Consider the following 15,948-nt stretch of genomic DNA (forward strand, 5'->3'; position numbering starts at 1 on the left):
CAGGCGTACCGCGTCGGTAGGTTTTACGACGGCTTCGCAACCCAGCGGGAGCAAGCTCCCTCGCCACAGGGGCCGTCAGTGCCACAAAGGTTGTGTTCGACTTTATGTTGTTTAACTGAGGGGGTATCGCCCCATGTCTACCCAAACACCCGATTCCACCAACCGAAGCTACTTCGGCAGTTTCAGCAAAAGCGCCGAAAGCGAGTTCATGGCGGAAACCGCCGGCGCGGCATTGCAGGATTCGCCGCGCCGGTCGCGCATCACGGTGTGGCTGGCCGCCGGGCTGATCGTTACCGGGCTGGTCTGGGCCAAGCTGGCGGTGCTCCAGGAAGTCACCACCGGCGAAGGCAAGGCGATTCCATCGAGCAAGGTCCAGGTGATCCAGAACCTGGAAGGCGGCATCGTCACCGAGATTTTCGTGCGTGAGGGCCAGATGGTGAACAAGGGCGATACCCTGCTGCGCCTGGACGACACGCGCTACCTGTCGAACAAGGGCGAAAGCGAGGCCGACCGCTACGCGCTGATGGCTCAGGTCGAGCGCCTGTCGGCCGAGGCCGAGGGCCGGCCGTTCAAGCCCTCGGCCGAGGTCAGCGCCAAGGCCCCGCAAGTAGCCGAAGATGAGCGTGCGTTGTACGAACAGCGGCAACGACGCTTGGCCAGCGAGCAACGGACCCTGAGCGAACAGCTGCGGCAAAAGACCCAGGAGCTGGCGGAGTTTCGCTCCAAGCAAGGCCAGTTCAGTTCCAGCCTGGCGCTGCTCCAGCAGGAAATGAACATGTCCGAACCCCTGGTGCGTACCGGAGCGGTATCGCCGGTGGAAATCCTGCGGCTCAAGCGCAGCGCAGTGGAAATCCGTGGTTCGCTCAATGCCACCACCCTGGCGATTCCACGGGCCGAATCGGCGATCAACGAGATCAAGAGCAAGATCGACGAGTCGGAACAGACCTTCCGCTCCGAGGCCGCCAAGGACCTCAACGAGAAACGCACCGATCTTTCGAAAATCACCGCCTCGAGCATCGCCATTGACGACCGGGTCTCGCGTACCACCGTGGTCTCGCCAGTGCACGGGGTAATCAAGCAATTGAAGATCAACACCATCGGCGGCGTGGTGCAGCCGGGCAGCGACATGGTGGAAATCGTCCCGCTGGAAGACAACCTGCTGATCGAAGCCAAGGTCCGCCCCCAGGACGTGGCCTTCCTGCATCCGGGCCAGAAAGCCATGGTCAAGTTCAGCGCCTACGACTACACAATCTACGGCGGCCTGAGTGCCAAGCTCGAGTTGATCGGCGCCGACACCATCACCGACGACAAGGGCAACAGCTTTTACCTGATCCAGGTGCGCACCGATAAAAACCACCTGGGGGGCGATGTGAAGCCGCTGTTGATTATCCCGGGGATGGTGGCGACGGTGGACATCATCACGGGGGAGAAAAGTGTGCTGGATTATCTGCTTAAGCCTGTGTTGAAGGCCAGGACTGAGGCGATGCGCGAGCGCTGATATCCTCTGAAAATGCGCGGTTGATAGGCCGCCTTCGCGAGCAAGCCCGCTCCCACATTGAGTCTCCGGTGTACGAAGATTTGTGTCCGTCGCAGATCCATTGTGGGAGCGGGCTTGCTCGCGAAGAGGCCCGCAAGAACAACCTCATTTTTTCTGATGATTACGCCGAAAAACCTCCTCCCCCATCGCCACGATCTGCCCCTCGATCAACGCCTCGAACGGCCTCAACAACGGCTCGAAACTCGTCGGCGCTTCCAGCACCTGCAACGCCTGGACAATCGCCTCCACCGTCGACAAGGCCCCTGGCCCCGGCGCCTTGCGCAGGCGATAACGGGACACCCCGCCGTCGGCCAGGGTCACCCTGGGCAGCGCTGCGAGCAACGGGTTCAGGTGCAACAACTTGCGCGCCTTGCGCCAGGTGCCGTCCGGAACGACCAATAGCAACGGATCGTCGGACGGCGCGTACGTGCCCAGCGGCTGCGCATCATCGCCGGGAAACAACAGGCATGCCCGATATCCCGGTTGATTGAGCAGCGCGGGCAAATCCTCGAACATCTCCCCCACGATCAACTCGGCATTGTTCAGCCCCAATGCCGCCAGCCGAGCCGTGTTCAAGGCATGGCTCACTTCGCTGGGGTGCTGCAACAGCAACACGCGGGTACGGCTGTCGAGACTGGGGATCAACGGACACAAGCAATGGCTTTGCGGCCGCTGGCAACGCGGACATTGGATTCGGGACATCGGCACCTCAGGCCTGGTTGAGCTGCGCCTTGAGCAGGTCGCGGAAGGTCTGGATCAGCGGCTCGCGGCTGCGGCCCCGGCGCATGATCATCGAAAACGGCGCCTGGTAGCCAAAGGTCGCCGGCAGCAGTACGCGCAGATCGCCCTTGTCGACCCAGGCCTGAGCGTAATGCTCAGGCAGGTAACCGACGTAGGCGCCGGACAGCACCAGGATCAACTGGGCCTCCATGCTTTCCACGGTCGCCGCGCTGTGCTTGAAGCCATGGCGGGCCAGTTCGGCCTGGCTCCAGTAACCGCGTCCGACCATGCGCTGCTGGGTGATGACTTGCTCGGGGATGCGCCGCTCGGTGAACAACGGGTGGCGATTGCTGCAATACAACCAGTGCTGCTCCCGGTACAGCGGCATGTAGACCAGCCCGCTCATGCGTGTAGAGAACGCACCGATGGCCAGGTCCAGGCGATTGTCCTGCACGCCCAGTTGCAGCTCATACGGGCTCATCACCGACAGGTGCAAATGCACTGCCGGATGCTCCTGGCTGTAGGCACCGATGGCTTCGGCGAACGGCAAGGCCTTGTCGCTGACGGTGGAATCGATCACCCCCAGGTTCAGCGTGCCGCGCAATTCACCCTTCAGCGCGGCGGCGTACTGCTCGAATCCTTCGAGCTCGCCCAAAAGACGCAAGGTTTCCTGATGGAATAACTCGCCCTTGCTGGTCAGGCTGAACCCGCCCCGGCCACGATGACACAGCACCAGGCCCAGGGAAGATTCCAGCTGGCTCATGTAGGTGCTGATGGCCGACGTGGAGAGGTTGAGTTCCTGTTGGGCATTGGCGAACCCTTGGTGCCGGACCACGCTGGCGAAAATGCGCAGCAGTTTCAGGTCGGGTAGAGCGTTGGCCATTGGAGACTCCAAATTGCATACATGAAACCCACCGCGTTCCTGTGGCGAGGGAGCTTGCTCCCGCTGGACTGCAAAGCAGTCCCAAAACAATCAACTCAACCTGTCTGGCACACCGGGGTGTTTGGTTCAGGGCCGCTTCGCAGCCCAGCGGGAGCAAGCTCCCTCGCCACAGGGTATCCATCAGGACCCACAGTGGGCACCGCTCTGGACAGGAGTCTATCGCCCTACCCCATATTAGTTTAGAAAAATCTGAACTAAGTATTTGCCCGCAGCGATTCTTCACCGCAACGGCTTTTCGCAGAATCGGCCCCTGATAACTAAAACAAACGATGAGGCCCTACCCGTGGACAAGATTCTTCACCAACCACTGGGCGGCAATGAAATGCCGCGCTTCGGCGGCATCGCTACCATGATGCGCCTGCCCCACGTACCCACCGCTGCCGGCCTGGACGCTGCCTTTGTCGGCGTCCCCCTGGACATCGGCACCTCCCTGCGCGCCGGCACCCGCTTCGGGCCCCGGGAGATCCGCGCCGAATCGGTGATGATCCGCCCCTACAACATGGCCACCGGCGCCGCGCCGTTCGACTCGCTGTCGGTCGCCGACATCGGTGACGTGGCGATCAACACCTTCAACCTGCTGGATGCGGTGCGGATCATCGAAGAGTCGTACCACAAGATCCTCGAGCACAACGTCATTCCCCTGACCCTGGGCGGCGACCACACCATCACCCTGCCGATCCTGCGGGCCATCCACAAGAAACACGGCAAGGTCGGCCTGGTGCACATCGATGCCCACGCCGATGTGAACGATCACATGTTCGGCGAGAAAATCGCTCACGGCACCACCTTCCGCCGCGCCGTCGAAGAAGGCCTGCTGGACTGCGACCGGGTGGTACAGATCGGCCTGCGGGCCCAGGGCTACACCGCCGATGATTTCAACTGGAGCCGTAACCAGGGTTTCCGGGTGGTCCAGGCCGAAGAATGCTGGCACAAATCCCTGGCGCCGCTGATGGCCGAAGTCCGGGAGAAAGTCGGCGGCGGCCCGGTGTACCTGAGCTTCGACATCGACGGCATCGACCCGGCCTGGGCGCCCGGCACCGGCACCCCGGAAATCGGCGGCCTGACCACCATCCAGGCGATCGAAATCGTGCGCGGTTGCCAGGGCCTCGACCTGGTCGGTTGCGATCTGGTAGAAGTTTCGCCGCCGTATGACACCACCGGCAACACCTCGCTGTTGGGCGCCAACCTGCTGTACGAAATGCTCTGCGTCCTGCCGGGCGTGGTGCATCGCTGAGGCGCCGTCATGAACGATCAGGATCAAGTGCTCAAGGCCGCCGCCGAACTGGTGGCCGCCTTCGCCCGCAACGACCGCGACGCCTACTTCGGCGCGTTCACGGCCGATGCGAGCTTTGTGTTCTACACCCTCGAACAGCCCCTGCTGTCACGCGATGCCTACCAGGCGTTGTGGGAACGCTGGCGGTCCGAGGATGGCTTCGAGGTGCTCTCGTGCACCTCGAGCAACGCTTTCGTCAGCCTGCAGGGTGACGTGGCGATTTTCATTCATGACGTGGCCACCGAGCTGCGCATGCAAGGGGAGCGACACGTTAGCCAGGAGCGCGAAACCATCCTGTTCCGCAAACAGGAAAGCCGTACACAAGAACAACAGGGCCGATGGCTGGCCTGCCATGAACATTTGTCCGCAATGCCGGAAGGGCTGCCATCCCCTTAGCCAAGTCAGGCGACGCTCACATTCGATGAACGCGCCTCGATGATCGGAGCAGATCATGCATAACAATAACGACAACAGCCTTACGCAAATCGAAACCAACGGGGTCGAACAGATCCCGGACCACGAACGCACTGCCGGGCCGGGCGACCTGTTCCGGCTGATCTTCGGCGGCGCCAATACCTTTGCCACGGCGGTGCTCGGGAGTTTCCCGGTGCTGTTCGGCCTGTCCTTCCAGGCCGGGGTCTGGGCCATTGTGCTGGGGGTGCTGGTGGGTTCGGTGATCCTCGCGCCGATGGGCCTGTTCGGCCCACTCAATGGCACCAATAACGCGGTGTCTTCCGGTGCGCACTTTGGCGTGCACGGGCGGATCGTCGGTTCGTTCCTGTCGCTGCTGACCGCCATCGCGTTCTTCTCGCTCTCGGTGTGGAGTTCGGGGGATGCGCTGATCGGCGGCGCCAAGCGACTGGTCGGCGTGCCGGAAACCGACCTGAGCCTGGGCCTGGCCTACGGCCTGTTCGCCCTGCTGGTGCTGACGGTGTGCATCTACGGTTTTCGCTTCATGCTGTGGGTCAATCGCATCGCCGTGTGGGCCGCCAGCCTGCTGTTCCTGCTGGGCATCGTCGCCTTCGCGCCGACCTTCGACAGCCAGTTCGCCGGCACCGTCGCCCTCGGTCAGCCGGGCTTCTGGGCGGCGTTCATCGGTGCCTCGCTGGTGGCCATGAGCAACCCGATCTCCTTCGGCGCGTTCCTCGGCGACTGGTCGCGCTACATCCCACGCAACACGCCCAAGCCTCGGATCATGCTGGCCGTGATCGCCGCACAACTGGCAACCCTGATCCCGTTCCTGTTCGGCCTCGCCACCGCCACTATCGTGGCGATCAAGGCCCCGGACTACATCGCGGCGAACAACTACGTGGGCGGGCTGCTGGCAGTCTCGCCGAGCTGGTTCTTCCTGCCGGTGTGCCTGATCGCGGTGATCGGCGGCATGTCCACCGGCACCACCTCGCTGTATGGCACCGGGCTGGACATGTCCAGCGTGTTCCCGCGGCTGCTGTCGCGGGTCAAGGCGACACTGCTGATCGGCCTGCTGTCGATTGCCTTCATCTTCATCGGGCGCTTCGCGGCCAACCTGGTGCAGAGCGTGTCGACCTTCGCCGTACTGATCATCACCTGCACCACACCCTGGATGGTGATCATGATCATCGGCTTGCTGGTACGCCGCGGCTTCTACTGCCCGGATGACCTGCAAGTCTTCACCCGGGGCGAAACCGGCGGGCGCTACTGGTTCAGCCACGGCTGGAACTGGCGCGGCCTGGGAGCGTGGATTCCCAGCGCGCTGGTGGGACTGTGCTTCGTCAACCTGCCGGGGCAGTTCGTCGGCCCGCTGGGCGAACTGGCCGGCGGCATCGACATCAGCCTGCCGGTGACGCTGGGGCTGGCTTCGGTGGTGTACCTGGTGTTGCTGGGGGTGTTCCCCGAGCCGGCGGCGGTTTATGGGCCGGGGGATTCGCGTAGCCATGGTTCAACGCCAGTGGATAAAGCCGAGCTTGGACAAGCCGCCTGAACCGCTGTGAACACTGCGGCGAGAAGCCTTTTGTGGCGAGGGAGCTTGCTCCCGCTCGGTTGCGCAGCAATCGCTATGGGGAGCGCTTCGCACTCCAGCGGGAGCAAGCTCCCTCGCCACAAAGGCTCCCTCACAGCAAGCTCCCTCGCCACAAAGGCAGATTCGCACTGAGGCAGCAATGCCAGGGACTGCACCGCCTCGTCCCTCTATAAAAAAAACAATCGGAGACACGCCATCATGGCTTTGGATTTAATCGTCGTTCTCATCTATGCCGCCGGCATGATCGCCCTCGGCTGGTACGGCATGCGTCGCGCCAAAACCCGTGACGACTACTTGGTTGCCGGGCGCAACCTGGGCCCGGGCTTTTACCTGGGCACCATGGCCGCCACGGTCCTGGGCGGTGCGTCCACCATCGGCACCGTGCGCCTGGGTTATGTCCATGGTATTTCCGGGTTCTGGCTGTGCGGTGCGATCGGCCTGGGCATCGTCGGCCTGAGCCTGTTCCTCGCCAAGCCGCTGCTCAAGCTCAAGATCTACACCGTGACCCAAGTGCTGGAGCGCCGCTACAACCCGGCTGCGCGCCACGCCAGTGCGCTGATCATGCTGGTCTACGCACTGATGATCGGCGCCACCTCGACCATCGCCATCGGCACCGTGATGCAAGTGCTGTTCGGCCTGCCCTTCTGGGTCTCGATCCTGGTGGGCGGCGGCGTGGTGGTGCTGTATTCCACCATCGGCGGCATGTGGTCGCTGACCCTCACCGACATCGTGCAGTTCCTGATCATGACCGTGGGCCTGGTGTTCTTGCTGATGCCGATGTCCATCATGGACGCTGGCGGCTGGGATGTGATGGTGGCGAAACTGCCGGCCAGCTATTTCGATTTCACCGCCATCGGCTGGGACACCATCATCACTTACTTCCTGATCTACTTTTTCGGCATCTTCATCGGCCAGGACATCTGGCAGCGGGTGTTTACCGCCCGCAGCGAAGGCGTGGCGAAAGTGGCCGGCACCGCCGCCGGGCTGTACTGCGTGCTGTACGGCCTGGCCGGGGCGATGATCGGCATGGCGGCCAAGGTGTTGCTGCCGGACCTGGCCAACGTCAACAACGCGTTTGCCAGCGTGGTCCAAGTCAGCCTGCCCAACGGTATTCGCGGCCTGGTGGTCGCGGCGGCACTGGCGGCCTTGATGTCCACCGCGGCGGCCGGCCTGCTCGCGGCCTCCACCACCGTCGTGCAGGACCTGTTGCCACGCCTGCGCCAGGGCCGTGAAGGCGGCAGCGGCGACGTCCACGAGAACCGCATCGCGACCCTGCTGATGGGCGCCGTGGTGCTGGTAATCGCGCTGGTGGTCAGCGACGTGATCAGCGCCCTGACCCTGGCTTATAACCTGCTGGTGGGCGGCATGCTGATCCCGCTGATCGGCGCCATCTACTGGAAACGCGCCACCACCGCCGGGGCAATCAGCAGTATGTCCCTGGGTTTTGTGACCGCGCTGTTCTTCATGCTCAAGGACGGCCTGGACGCCAACACGCCGATCTATTACAGCCTGGGCGTGGCGCTGGTGAGTTTTGTGCTGGTGAGTTTGCTGTCGCCGCGACCGAGTGTGGTGGCCAAGGCAATTTGATCAGCGATTGAAAACGATTTTCTTCGAAGGGTGTGGCGTCGGTGGCCACACCCTTTTTTTATATAAACACACTCCGTGGCGAGGGAGCTTGCTCCCGCTGGGCTGCGCAGCAGACCCCAAAATCCAATCACCTCATTGGGTCTGGCACACCGGGGAGCCTGGCTTTGGGCGCGCTTCGCGCGCCAGCGGAAGCAAGCTCCCTCGCCACAGGGGGCCTTATGCCGGAAATAAAAAAAGATCGCAGTCTCGGACTGTTTCGTTTGAAACAGCCCGAGACTGCGATCTCTCTAATATTCTCAGCTGTATTACCGGCGGCGCGGTTGGCGGCGGCGTTGCTCGTCATCGGTGCGGATCGGAATCGGTTGCATCGGTGGCTCGATCAAACCAAGCGCGACACCCAGGTCGTGAAGCCAGTTCTGGATTTTCTCTTTCATCGTGGTGCCCCCTCAGGGTCGTGCGAGCGGCAGATATCTGTGGCCCCTTCGCGTTGATAATAGTCCCATGTGCTACGCAATGCTCGCTTCAGTTTGCAATGATCTGTTACTGAATTGATCCAAATCCGTCTTCTGTAGTTCAAGCCGATTGCGCCGTCACGTGTGGCGCTCGCGGCCAGGCCTGTTGCTGCAACTCGATCCAGGCGTTCAGGTTGGCCCCGACCATGCCTTTGCGCCACATCAGCCAGGTCGTGGCACCGGCAAACGGCTCGGCCAGCGGATGTACCGTCACCCGGTCACGGCCCGGCATGCTCGCCAGCATCGACTCGGACATCAGCGCCACCCCGGACCCGGCAATCACACATGCCAGCATCCCTTGATACGACTCGATCTCCATCGCCCGGCCCATGGTCGCGTGGTCGTGGGCAAACCAGGCTTCCAGGCGCATGCGGTACGAACAGCCGCGCCGAAAGGTAAACACCGAGCGGCCCTGGACATCCAGCGCACTGCGCACCGGCGCATGATCGGCCTCGGTGATCAGCACCAGCCGCTCGTCGCACAGCGGCACCCCGTCCAGCCCCGCCAGCTCCAGTGGGCCATCCACCAGCGCGGCGTCAAGCCGTCCGGTGAGCAAGCCTTCCAACAACTCACCACTGGGCCCTGACTGCACTTGCAGGTTCACCGCCGGATAGCGGCGGTGGTAACCGGCCAGCAGGTCCGGCAAGTGAGTCGCCGCCGTGCTGTACATCGTGCCCAGGACAAATTCCCCGGCCGGCTGCCCACCCTGCACGGCAGCGTGGGCTTCGTCGTGCAAGGCAAAAAGCTTTGTCGCATAGTCCAGCAAGACTTTTCCTGCTGGTGACAACTGCAAACGCTGACGCTCGCGCAGGAAAAGCTCCACGCCCAACTGCTCTTCAAGCTGCTTGAGGCGGGTCGAGAGGTTCGACGGCACCCGGTGCAGACGTTCGGCCGCCCGGGTGATGGACCCTTCTTCGGCCACGGCCTGGAAAATCCGTAATTGGCTGAACTCCACGACCTTCTCCAAAAAAGAACAAGTTACTCACTATTATTCATTTTTAATGAAAGTCAATCAGTCCTAGCCTGACGGTCATTCGCCTCAACGCTGGAGAACGACCATGTCACCTTTAATCCGCCTGCTCGGCAGTTTCATCGCGCTGATGATGGCCATGGGCATCGGCCGCTTCGCCCTTACGCCGCAGTTACCTCATTTAATCGGCGAAGGTCAGATCGACTTGACGGCCGCCGGTCTGATTGCCGCTGCCAACTACCTGGGTTACTTCCTCGGCGCGCTCGACGCGATGTTCGCCCGTCGCCCGGATCAAGTGCGCTGGCGCCTGCTTGGCGGGCTGTGGCTGTGCGTGCTGCTGACCCTGGCGTCGTTCTGGGCCTGGGGCTTCTGGCCGCACCTGGCGTTGCGCTTCGGCACTGGCGTGGCGAGTGCCTGGGTGCTGGTGATGATCACCGCCCTGAGCCAGCCCCTGGCAGCGGCGGCCGGGCGACCACGGCTCGGCGCTGTGGTGTTTGCCGGACCGGGACTGGGGATTTTCCTGACCGGGTTGCTCGCCCTGGGCTCGAACCTGTTGGGCCAGCGTTCCGCGCTGCTGTGGTTGGTGTACGGCGGCGTGGCGTTGGCGATGTTGCTGGTGATCTTGCCGATCTTGCCGCAAACCGCCGCGACCGCGACCGTTGCAGCCCCGGCCGCCAGCTCGTCGAACCGTGGCATTGCCCGTCTCGGCGTGGTTTATGCCTTGTACGGCGTGGGCTACATCATTCCCGCGACGTTCCTCTCGCAGATGGCGTCGGCGCAGTTCCACGGGCAATGGCAGGCCGACCTGTTCTGGCCCTGCTTCGGCCTGGCCGCCGCCCTCGGTGTGCTGCTGGTCAGCCTGCGGCGGCCGGACCCAGGCACCACCGGTCGTTGGCTGATCGGTACGCTGTGGTTGCAAGCCATCGGGGTGTTTGCCTGTCTGTTGGGCAGCGGCTCAGGTCTGGCGCTAGGGGTCATCCTGTGCGGCACACCATTCCTGGCCTGCATGCAACTGGTGATGCTGCGCTCGCGGGAACTGGCGCCCCACGCTACCCAGCGCAACGCCGGCCTGTTGACCGCCTGCTTTGCCGTGGGCCAACTCAGCGGCCCGCTGCTGGCGGCCCTGAGCAGCCATTTCAGCGGCGGCTTGCAACCGGCGTTGATCATTGCCGGCATTGGCCTGGTGTTGGCCGGCGGGCTGCTATTGCGCCCCACCGGCCAGCGCGCAACGAACCCTTGCGCTCAAACTGCCCTGCGCTGATCAGGCCTGGCCGGCCGGGCTGAATGACGGCTTCGGCGGCATGGCCAGCTCGCGCCGGGCCAAGGCGAAGTACAACGCCCCGCCGAGGAAGCAACCGGTGAACCAAGCGAAATTGGCCATCGGTTGCAGCAATGGCGTGAAAGTAATCGCCACGCCCATCAGCGTTGCGGGAATCAGCGCCTTGACCGCCGTCCAGTTGATGCCGCCACTGTAGTAATAGCGCCCGCTCGGCCCGTCATTGAACAGCGCATCCACATCGATCTGCTGTTTTTTGATCAGGTAGTAATCCACCAGCAAGATGCCGAACAGCGGGCCGATGAAGGCCGCCAGCACGTCCAGGGTGTAGTGGATCACTTCAGGGTTGTTGAACAGGTTCCACGGCGTGATGAAGATCGAGGCCACCGCCGCGATCATGCCACCGGCGCGCCAGCTGATCTTGCTGGGTGCGACGTTGGCGAAGTCAAACGCCGGCGACACGAAGTTCGCGACGATGTTGATGCCGACCGTCGCGGTCACGAAGGCGAAGGCCCCGAGAAGTACCGCCACACTGTTGTCGATGCGTGCAACCGTGGCGATCGGGTCATGAAGCATTTCGCCGAACACTGGTAGGGTCCCGGATACAATCACCACCGTGACCAGCGAGAACGCCAGGAAATTCACCGGCAAGCCCCAGAAATTGCCCCGGCGCACGTCAGACATGCTCCGGCAGTAGCGACTGAAATCGCCGAAATTCAGGGTCGGGCCGGAAAAGTACGACACCACCAGGGCCGTGGCGACAATCACTTGGCCGAACGCCTGCCAGCCGGACAGGGACTTTTCCGCCAGGGTGAAGCTGATGTTGCTCCAACCAGCCTTCCACACGATCCAACCCGCCAACAGGAACATCACCGCATAGACCACTGGCCCGGCCCAGTCGATGAAACGCCGGATCGACTCCATGCCCGCCCAGAACACCAACGCCTGGACAAACCACAAGCTGAGGAAACCGAACCAGCCCAGGTAGGACAAACCGGCAAAATGCGGCGCGGCGTAGACTTCCATCGAAGGAAAAAACCGTAGCACCACAATGATCAGCGCACTGGACGCCAGGTACGTCTGGATCCCGTACCAGGCCACGGCGATCAAGCCGCGGATGACCGCCGGGATATTCGCTCCGAACACCCCGAACGCCAGCCGACAGATCACCGGATACGGCACCGCCGCCTGCTGGCTCGGCCTGGCGACCAGGTTGGCGATCAGTTGCACAATGCAAATGCCACCCAACAAGGCAATCAACACCTGCCAACTCGCCAGCCCCAACGCGAACAGACTCGCGGCAAACACATACCCGCCGACGCTGTGCACGTCACTCATCCAGAACGCGAAGATGTTGTACCAATTCCATTTCTGCGGCAGCGGGCCCAGGTCTTCGTTATAGAGGCGAGGGCTGTAGCCATTGGGCAATTGCTCGGACATTGCGGGGCTCCTTATGAGTACCGCCGAGCCCCCGGACCAAGCTGCTCACCATACTGCGCACGGGAGCCGGCATGGTTTGTATACGAAGCGCTACGCAGAATGCGTGCCATAGGTGCTGGATGTGAGACAAACCGCGCCGTGTGGCGAGGTTTTAAGCCAGGCAGAAGCCGGCACGCGCCCACGAACAGGGCGAGGGTGCATGCTAAAGGTGCAGGATTTTTTGTATACAGCGAAGATTTCCGTGGCGAGGGAGCTTGCTCCCGCAGGGTTGCGAAGCAACCCCCTTCAGGCTGTTCTCCGATGGGTCAGACTAATTGGAGTAGACCCTTTTTGGGGCTGCTTCGCAGTCCAGCGGGAGCAAGCTCCCTCGCCACTGGGTCTTTACGGCTGCGAGAGTTGCGGCAGGTCAGCTCAACTCAATCCGATCCGCATGAATCACAATCTGCCCATTCTTGTACAACGCACCAATGGCTTTCTTGAAGTTGCCCTTGCTTACGCCAAACAGGCTGCTGATCAGTGCCGGATCGCTCTTGTCACTGACTGGCAGGGTACCGTTGCTCTCACGCAACCTGGCGAGGATCTTGGCGTTCAGGCTGGTGGCGGCTTCCTGGCCCACCGGCTGCAGGCTGAGGCTGATCTTGCCGTCCGGACGGACTTCCTTGATGAACCCCTTCTCGCGCATGCCGACGCGCATGAACTTGAAGATTTCGTTCTTGTGGATAAGTCCCCAGTGCTTGTTATTGATGATCGCCTTGAAGCCCATGTCGGTGGCTTCGGCAACCAGCAAATCAACTTCCTGCCCCGCCGTGTAGTTGGCCGGCGTCTTGTCCAGATAACGGTCCAGGCGCGCCGTGGCGGTGATGCGGCGGGTGTGTTTGTCGAGGTAGACGTGCACCACGCAGTATTCGCCGGCGTGCATCTGGCGTTTTTCTTCGGAGTACGGCAGCAGCAGGTCCTTGGGCAGGCCCCAGTCGAGGAACACGCCGATGCTGTTGACTTCAACCACTTTCAGACTGGCAAATTCGCCGACCTGGACCTTGGGTTTTTCCGTGGTCGCGATCAGTTTGTCGTCGCTGTCCAGATAAATAAAAACATTGAGCCAGTCTTCATCTTCGCTGGGAATATCTTTGGGGATATAACGATTAGGCAGCAATATTTCGCCGTCCGCACCGCCGTCCAGATATAAGCCGAAGTTAGTGTGTTTAACCACTTGCAAACTGTTGTAGCGCCCGACTAAAGCCATTTCCAATACCCTCATTGCGTGGGCGGCATTCTACCCGGTTTTGCGGCGAGATTCGTGGTCGCCTCGGCGCCCCCTGCGCAGGCATTGATTTTCCTGGGTTTTCCTTCAGGGTGCGGCCATTCGTCAGGCGGATCGCGGCTCGTTTCGTCCACGTCAGGCAAGATATTTTCCAGGCGGTTGTTATTTAAAACAGAGGCTTAGGACAATAATTGCTGGATAAATCGGTGGCTGTTCCACTTTCCACGGGATAATTCCCACGGATATTTGCCAAGCTATTGTCAAGTAATTCCTGTACGATGCCTGGCCCCATTAATTATCCATAGGGTATTGGCCGTCATGCGCGTAAAAGCATCCCACAGCAAAGCAAAGCCAGCTCCAGCCGTAGAAACCAGCGAGTCGATCAACGACCAGATCGCTGCGTTCCTCAAGTCCGGCGGTGAGATCCAGCAAATTGCCAAAGGCGTCAGCGGCCAGACGTTCGGCCCGTCCAAGCAGATCAGCCTGGGCAAGAAGTAACCCCCCGCATCACTTGGTCCCAAAGCGCTTTGAGCTTCGAGGCGCTTGGAACTGAAACCTCCTCCCGCTCCATTCTTCCCCTATAAATCGACGAACGGCCCTCACCGCCGAGCATTCGCCGGTATTCTTGCACCTCTCTAACTCAAGCGTTTCAGCTTGGTTACCGTTCCTGCTCCTCGCTATTTTCGGAGTGAAGCATGCGCCTCCCTGTTGTTGTGCTGACGACCAGCCTGCTGACGTGCTCCCTCGCCCAGGGGCAGGTGTTCCAACGCGAACTTGGCGACTTCGACCTCAAGCTCGGCACCACGTCTACCCGCAGTATGGCCCAGGGCCTGGTCACCCAATCGAGCACCGGTTCGTTCCATGGTGGCCTGGACCTGAGCCACGACAGCGGCTGGTACGCCGGCCAATGGTCCCCCAGCGCCGGCCTGACCTCGGATCTTGAAGTCGATTCCTACATGGGCTTTAAACAACCCTTCGACCAAACCCTGGGCTACGAAGTCGGCCTGATCCACTACAGCTACCCCACCGCCGACACCCTCGACAGCCAGGAATTCTTCGGCGGCCTGACCATCCTCGGCAGCCGCTTCGGCGCGGCCCTGAGCAACGATCCGGACAAACAGAACAGCACGCTGTTCGCCGACCTGGGCGGCAACGTGCCGTTCGGCATCGGGATCAGCGCCAAATACACCACCCACCAACTCAACACCCCGGTCTCGGTGGAGAACGGCTACGTAGGCAGTTTCAGCGACTGGTCGTTGAAAATTTCCCGCCCCTGGAAAGGCCTCGACCTGGACCTGATCTACAGCGATTCCAGCCTCAGCGGCAGCAGTTGCTCGGCATACTCCGGCCACAACAGCGAATGCGACAGCCTGCTGACCCTGAAGATGGCCCACCCCTTTTACTAAGAGTTACGCATTAAAGTCGGCTGAACTGCTGCGCGTCTGCGATGCTCAAACAAGCACCTCCGCTTCGCAAGGACTCGCCCATGTCGCGCTGGTTGATCCGCACCACCCTGTTCATCGCCCTGCTGCTCACGCTCACCGCGTGCAGCCGCATCGGCCTGGCCTACCGCAACCTCGACCTGATCATCCCCTGGACCCTCAACGATTACCTGGAGATCAACGGCGAGCAAAAAGACTGGTTCAACGAACGCCTCAAGGAGCACCTGAGCTGGCATTGCACCACCCAATTGCCCGGTTACCTCGACTGGCTGGACCGCCTCAAGACCATGGTGCAAACCGACCAGGTGAGCGACGAAGCCCTGCAACAGCGCACCCGGGAAGCCAAGGCCGCCATCGCCGAAACCGCCCGGGCCATCACTCCGTCGGCTGTCGAGCTCTTGCAAGGCTTAAGCGATGAGCAAGTGGCGGAAATGAACGCCGCCTTTGTGAAAGACCAGCGCAAACGCCAGCAGCAATACCTCAAGCCAACGTTGCAGGAGCAAATCCAGGAACGCAGCGAACGCATGGAAAAACGCCTGAACGACTGGCTCGGCCCGCTCAACATCGCCCAACGCCAGCGCGTGGAGGCCTGGTCCACGGCCCTGGGCGACCAGAACCAGCAATGGATCGCCAACCGCGCCCACTGGCAGAACCAATTCAGCGAAGCCGTGGCCCAACGCCACAGCCCCGAGTTTCCCAAACGCATCGAGCAACTGCTGGTCGACCGCGAAAGCCTCTGGACCCCCGCCTACCGCGAGGCCTACGACAAAACCGAAGCCCAGGCCCGCAGTCTGTTGATCGACCTGATGGCCGCCAGCACCCCGCCGCAGCGCGAACGACTGCTGAAGAAAATCGACGGGGTGAAGAAGGATTTCACTGATTTGAAGTGTTTGAAGGCGGCACGCTCATAAGACCCACACAAATCCCCTGTGGGAGCGGGCTTGCTCGCGAAAGCGGTGTATCAGTTAACAATGATGCTGACTGACAC

At 61.7% G+C, this 15,948-nt stretch carries 15 protein-coding genes; 9 read left to right on the top strand and 6 right to left on the bottom strand.

Annotated features, from left to right (window positions below; translation table 11 throughout):
• Positions 1–133: 133 nt before the first annotated feature.
• Complete coding sequence (locus tag RGM2987_RS03155; protein WP_245138662.1) at positions 134–1,498, top strand: HlyD family type I secretion periplasmic adaptor subunit; 1,365 nt, start codon at positions 134–136, stop codon at positions 1,496–1,498.
• Positions 1,499–1,642: 144 nt separating this feature from the next.
• Here the strand turns inward: RGM2987_RS03155 and RGM2987_RS03160 are convergent, their stop codons facing one another.
• Complete coding sequence (locus RGM2987_RS03160) at positions 1,643–2,239, bottom strand: DTW domain-containing protein (protein ID WP_245138663.1); 597 nt, start codon at positions 2,237–2,239, stop codon at positions 1,643–1,645.
• A gap of 7 nt (positions 2,240–2,246) precedes the next feature.
• Entirely contained in the window at positions 2,247–3,140 is an 894-nt protein-coding gene (locus RGM2987_RS03165) for a LysR family transcriptional regulator (protein WP_245138664.1), read from the bottom strand.
• Between the two features lie 343 nt (positions 3,141–3,483).
• On the opposite strand from RGM2987_RS03165, the gene speB reads away from it, so the two are divergent.
• The 4 genes from speB (at position 3,484) to RGM2987_RS03185 (ending at position 8,059) form a co-directional block, all read left to right on the top strand.
• Positions 3,484–4,434, top strand: a complete 951-nt coding sequence (speB, locus tag RGM2987_RS03170; RefSeq protein ID WP_245138665.1) for an agmatinase — start codon at positions 3,484–3,486, stop codon at positions 4,432–4,434.
• A 9-nt stretch (positions 4,435–4,443) separates the two neighbouring features.
• Positions 4,444–4,869 (top strand): nuclear transport factor 2 family protein, encoded by a 426-nt coding sequence (locus tag RGM2987_RS03175; protein ID WP_245138666.1) that lies wholly within the window; start codon positions 4,444–4,446, stop codon positions 4,867–4,869.
• A gap of 52 nt (positions 4,870–4,921) precedes the next feature.
• Positions 4,922–6,433: a cytosine permease gene (locus RGM2987_RS03180; RefSeq protein ID WP_245138675.1), complete on the top strand. Its 1,512-nt coding sequence runs from the start codon at positions 4,922–4,924 to the stop codon at positions 6,431–6,433.
• Between the two features lie 237 nt (positions 6,434–6,670).
• On the top strand, positions 6,671–8,059 hold the full coding sequence (locus RGM2987_RS03185; RefSeq protein WP_245138667.1) for a sodium:solute symporter: 1,389 nt from the start codon (positions 6,671–6,673) through the stop codon (positions 8,057–8,059).
• 305 nt (positions 8,060–8,364) lie between these two features.
• Here RGM2987_RS03185 and RGM2987_RS27510 read toward each other — a convergent pair whose 3' ends face one another.
• Together RGM2987_RS27510 and RGM2987_RS03190 are read right to left on the bottom strand one after the other, a co-directional pair.
• Positions 8,365–8,493, bottom strand: a complete 129-nt coding sequence (locus tag RGM2987_RS27510; RefSeq protein ID WP_256222727.1) for a PA1414 family protein — start codon at positions 8,491–8,493, stop codon at positions 8,365–8,367.
• A gap of 139 nt (positions 8,494–8,632) precedes the next feature.
• Positions 8,633–9,526, bottom strand: a complete 894-nt coding sequence (locus RGM2987_RS03190; protein ID WP_245138668.1) for a LysR family transcriptional regulator — start codon at positions 9,524–9,526, stop codon at positions 8,633–8,635.
• A gap of 103 nt (positions 9,527–9,629) precedes the next feature.
• Here RGM2987_RS03190 and RGM2987_RS03195 point away from each other — a divergent pair, with 103 nt between their 5' ends.
• Positions 9,630–10,802, top strand: a complete 1,173-nt coding sequence (locus tag RGM2987_RS03195) for an MFS transporter (RefSeq protein WP_245138669.1) — start codon at positions 9,630–9,632, stop codon at positions 10,800–10,802.
• Here the strand turns inward: RGM2987_RS03195 and RGM2987_RS03200 are convergent, their stop codons facing one another.
• Positions 10,803–12,257 carry an NCS1 family nucleobase:cation symporter-1 gene (locus RGM2987_RS03200; RefSeq protein ID WP_245138670.1) on the bottom strand — a complete coding sequence of 485 codons (1,455 nt, stop codon included), beginning with the start codon at positions 12,255–12,257 and terminating at the stop codon, positions 10,803–10,805.
• A 406-nt stretch (positions 12,258–12,663) separates the two neighbouring features.
• The gene (locus tag RGM2987_RS03205; RefSeq protein WP_245138671.1) at positions 12,664–13,500 is read right to left on the bottom strand and encodes a S1-like domain-containing RNA-binding protein; all 837 of its coding nucleotides are present in this window, start codon (positions 13,498–13,500) and stop codon (positions 12,664–12,666) included.
• A 336-nt stretch (positions 13,501–13,836) separates the two neighbouring features.
• On the opposite strand from RGM2987_RS03205, the gene RGM2987_RS03210 reads away from it, so the two are divergent.
• From RGM2987_RS03210 to RGM2987_RS03220, 3 genes are all read left to right on the top strand, one after another.
• Positions 13,837–14,016: a hypothetical protein gene (locus tag RGM2987_RS03210; RefSeq protein WP_245138672.1), complete on the top strand. Its 180-nt coding sequence runs from the start codon at positions 13,837–13,839 to the stop codon at positions 14,014–14,016.
• A 197-nt stretch (positions 14,017–14,213) separates the two neighbouring features.
• The gene (locus RGM2987_RS03215; protein ID WP_245138673.1) at positions 14,214–14,924 is read left to right on the top strand and encodes a TorF family putative porin; all 711 of its coding nucleotides are present in this window, start codon (positions 14,214–14,216) and stop codon (positions 14,922–14,924) included.
• An 80-nt stretch (positions 14,925–15,004) separates the two neighbouring features.
• The gene (locus tag RGM2987_RS03220) at positions 15,005–15,871 is read left to right on the top strand and encodes a DUF6279 family lipoprotein (RefSeq protein WP_245138674.1); all 867 of its coding nucleotides are present in this window, start codon (positions 15,005–15,007) and stop codon (positions 15,869–15,871) included.
• Positions 15,872–15,948 lie beyond the last annotated feature (77 nt).

Source organism: Pseudomonas sp. RGM2987, from assembly GCF_022952855.1.
Classification (GTDB): Bacteria; Pseudomonadota; Gammaproteobacteria; order Pseudomonadales; family Pseudomonadaceae; genus Aquipseudomonas.

Bases quoted from the DNA above. Each gene is read 5' to 3' on its own strand.
- RGM2987_RS03155 (WP_245138662.1), top strand. From the start codon at position 134: ATGTCTACCCAAACACCCGATTCCACCAACCGAAGCTACTTCGGCAGT.
- RGM2987_RS03160 (WP_245138663.1), bottom strand. From the start codon at position 2,239: ATGTCCCGAATCCAATGTCCGCGTTGCCAGCGGCCGCAAAGCCATTGC.
- RGM2987_RS03165 (WP_245138664.1), bottom strand. From the start codon at position 3,140: ATGGCCAACGCTCTACCCGACCTGAAACTGCTGCGCATTTTCGCCAGC.
- RGM2987_RS03175 (WP_245138666.1), top strand. From the start codon at position 4,444: ATGAACGATCAGGATCAAGTGCTCAAGGCCGCCGCCGAACTGGTGGCC.
- RGM2987_RS03185 (WP_245138667.1), top strand. From the start codon at position 6,671: ATGGCTTTGGATTTAATCGTCGTTCTCATCTATGCCGCCGGCATGATC.
- RGM2987_RS27510 (WP_256222727.1), bottom strand. From the start codon at position 8,493: ATGAAAGAGAAAATCCAGAACTGGCTTCACGACCTGGGTGTCGCGCTT.
- RGM2987_RS03195 (WP_245138669.1), top strand. From the start codon at position 9,630: ATGTCACCTTTAATCCGCCTGCTCGGCAGTTTCATCGCGCTGATGATG.
- RGM2987_RS03200 (WP_245138670.1), bottom strand. From the start codon at position 12,257: ATGTCCGAGCAATTGCCCAATGGCTACAGCCCTCGCCTCTATAACGAA.
- RGM2987_RS03205 (WP_245138671.1), bottom strand. From the start codon at position 13,500: ATGGCTTTAGTCGGGCGCTACAACAGTTTGCAAGTGGTTAAACACACT.
- RGM2987_RS03210 (WP_245138672.1), top strand. From the start codon at position 13,837: ATGCGCGTAAAAGCATCCCACAGCAAAGCAAAGCCAGCTCCAGCCGTA.
- RGM2987_RS03215 (WP_245138673.1), top strand. From the start codon at position 14,214: ATGCGCCTCCCTGTTGTTGTGCTGACGACCAGCCTGCTGACGTGCTCC.
- RGM2987_RS03220 (WP_245138674.1), top strand. From the start codon at position 15,005: ATGTCGCGCTGGTTGATCCGCACCACCCTGTTCATCGCCCTGCTGCTC.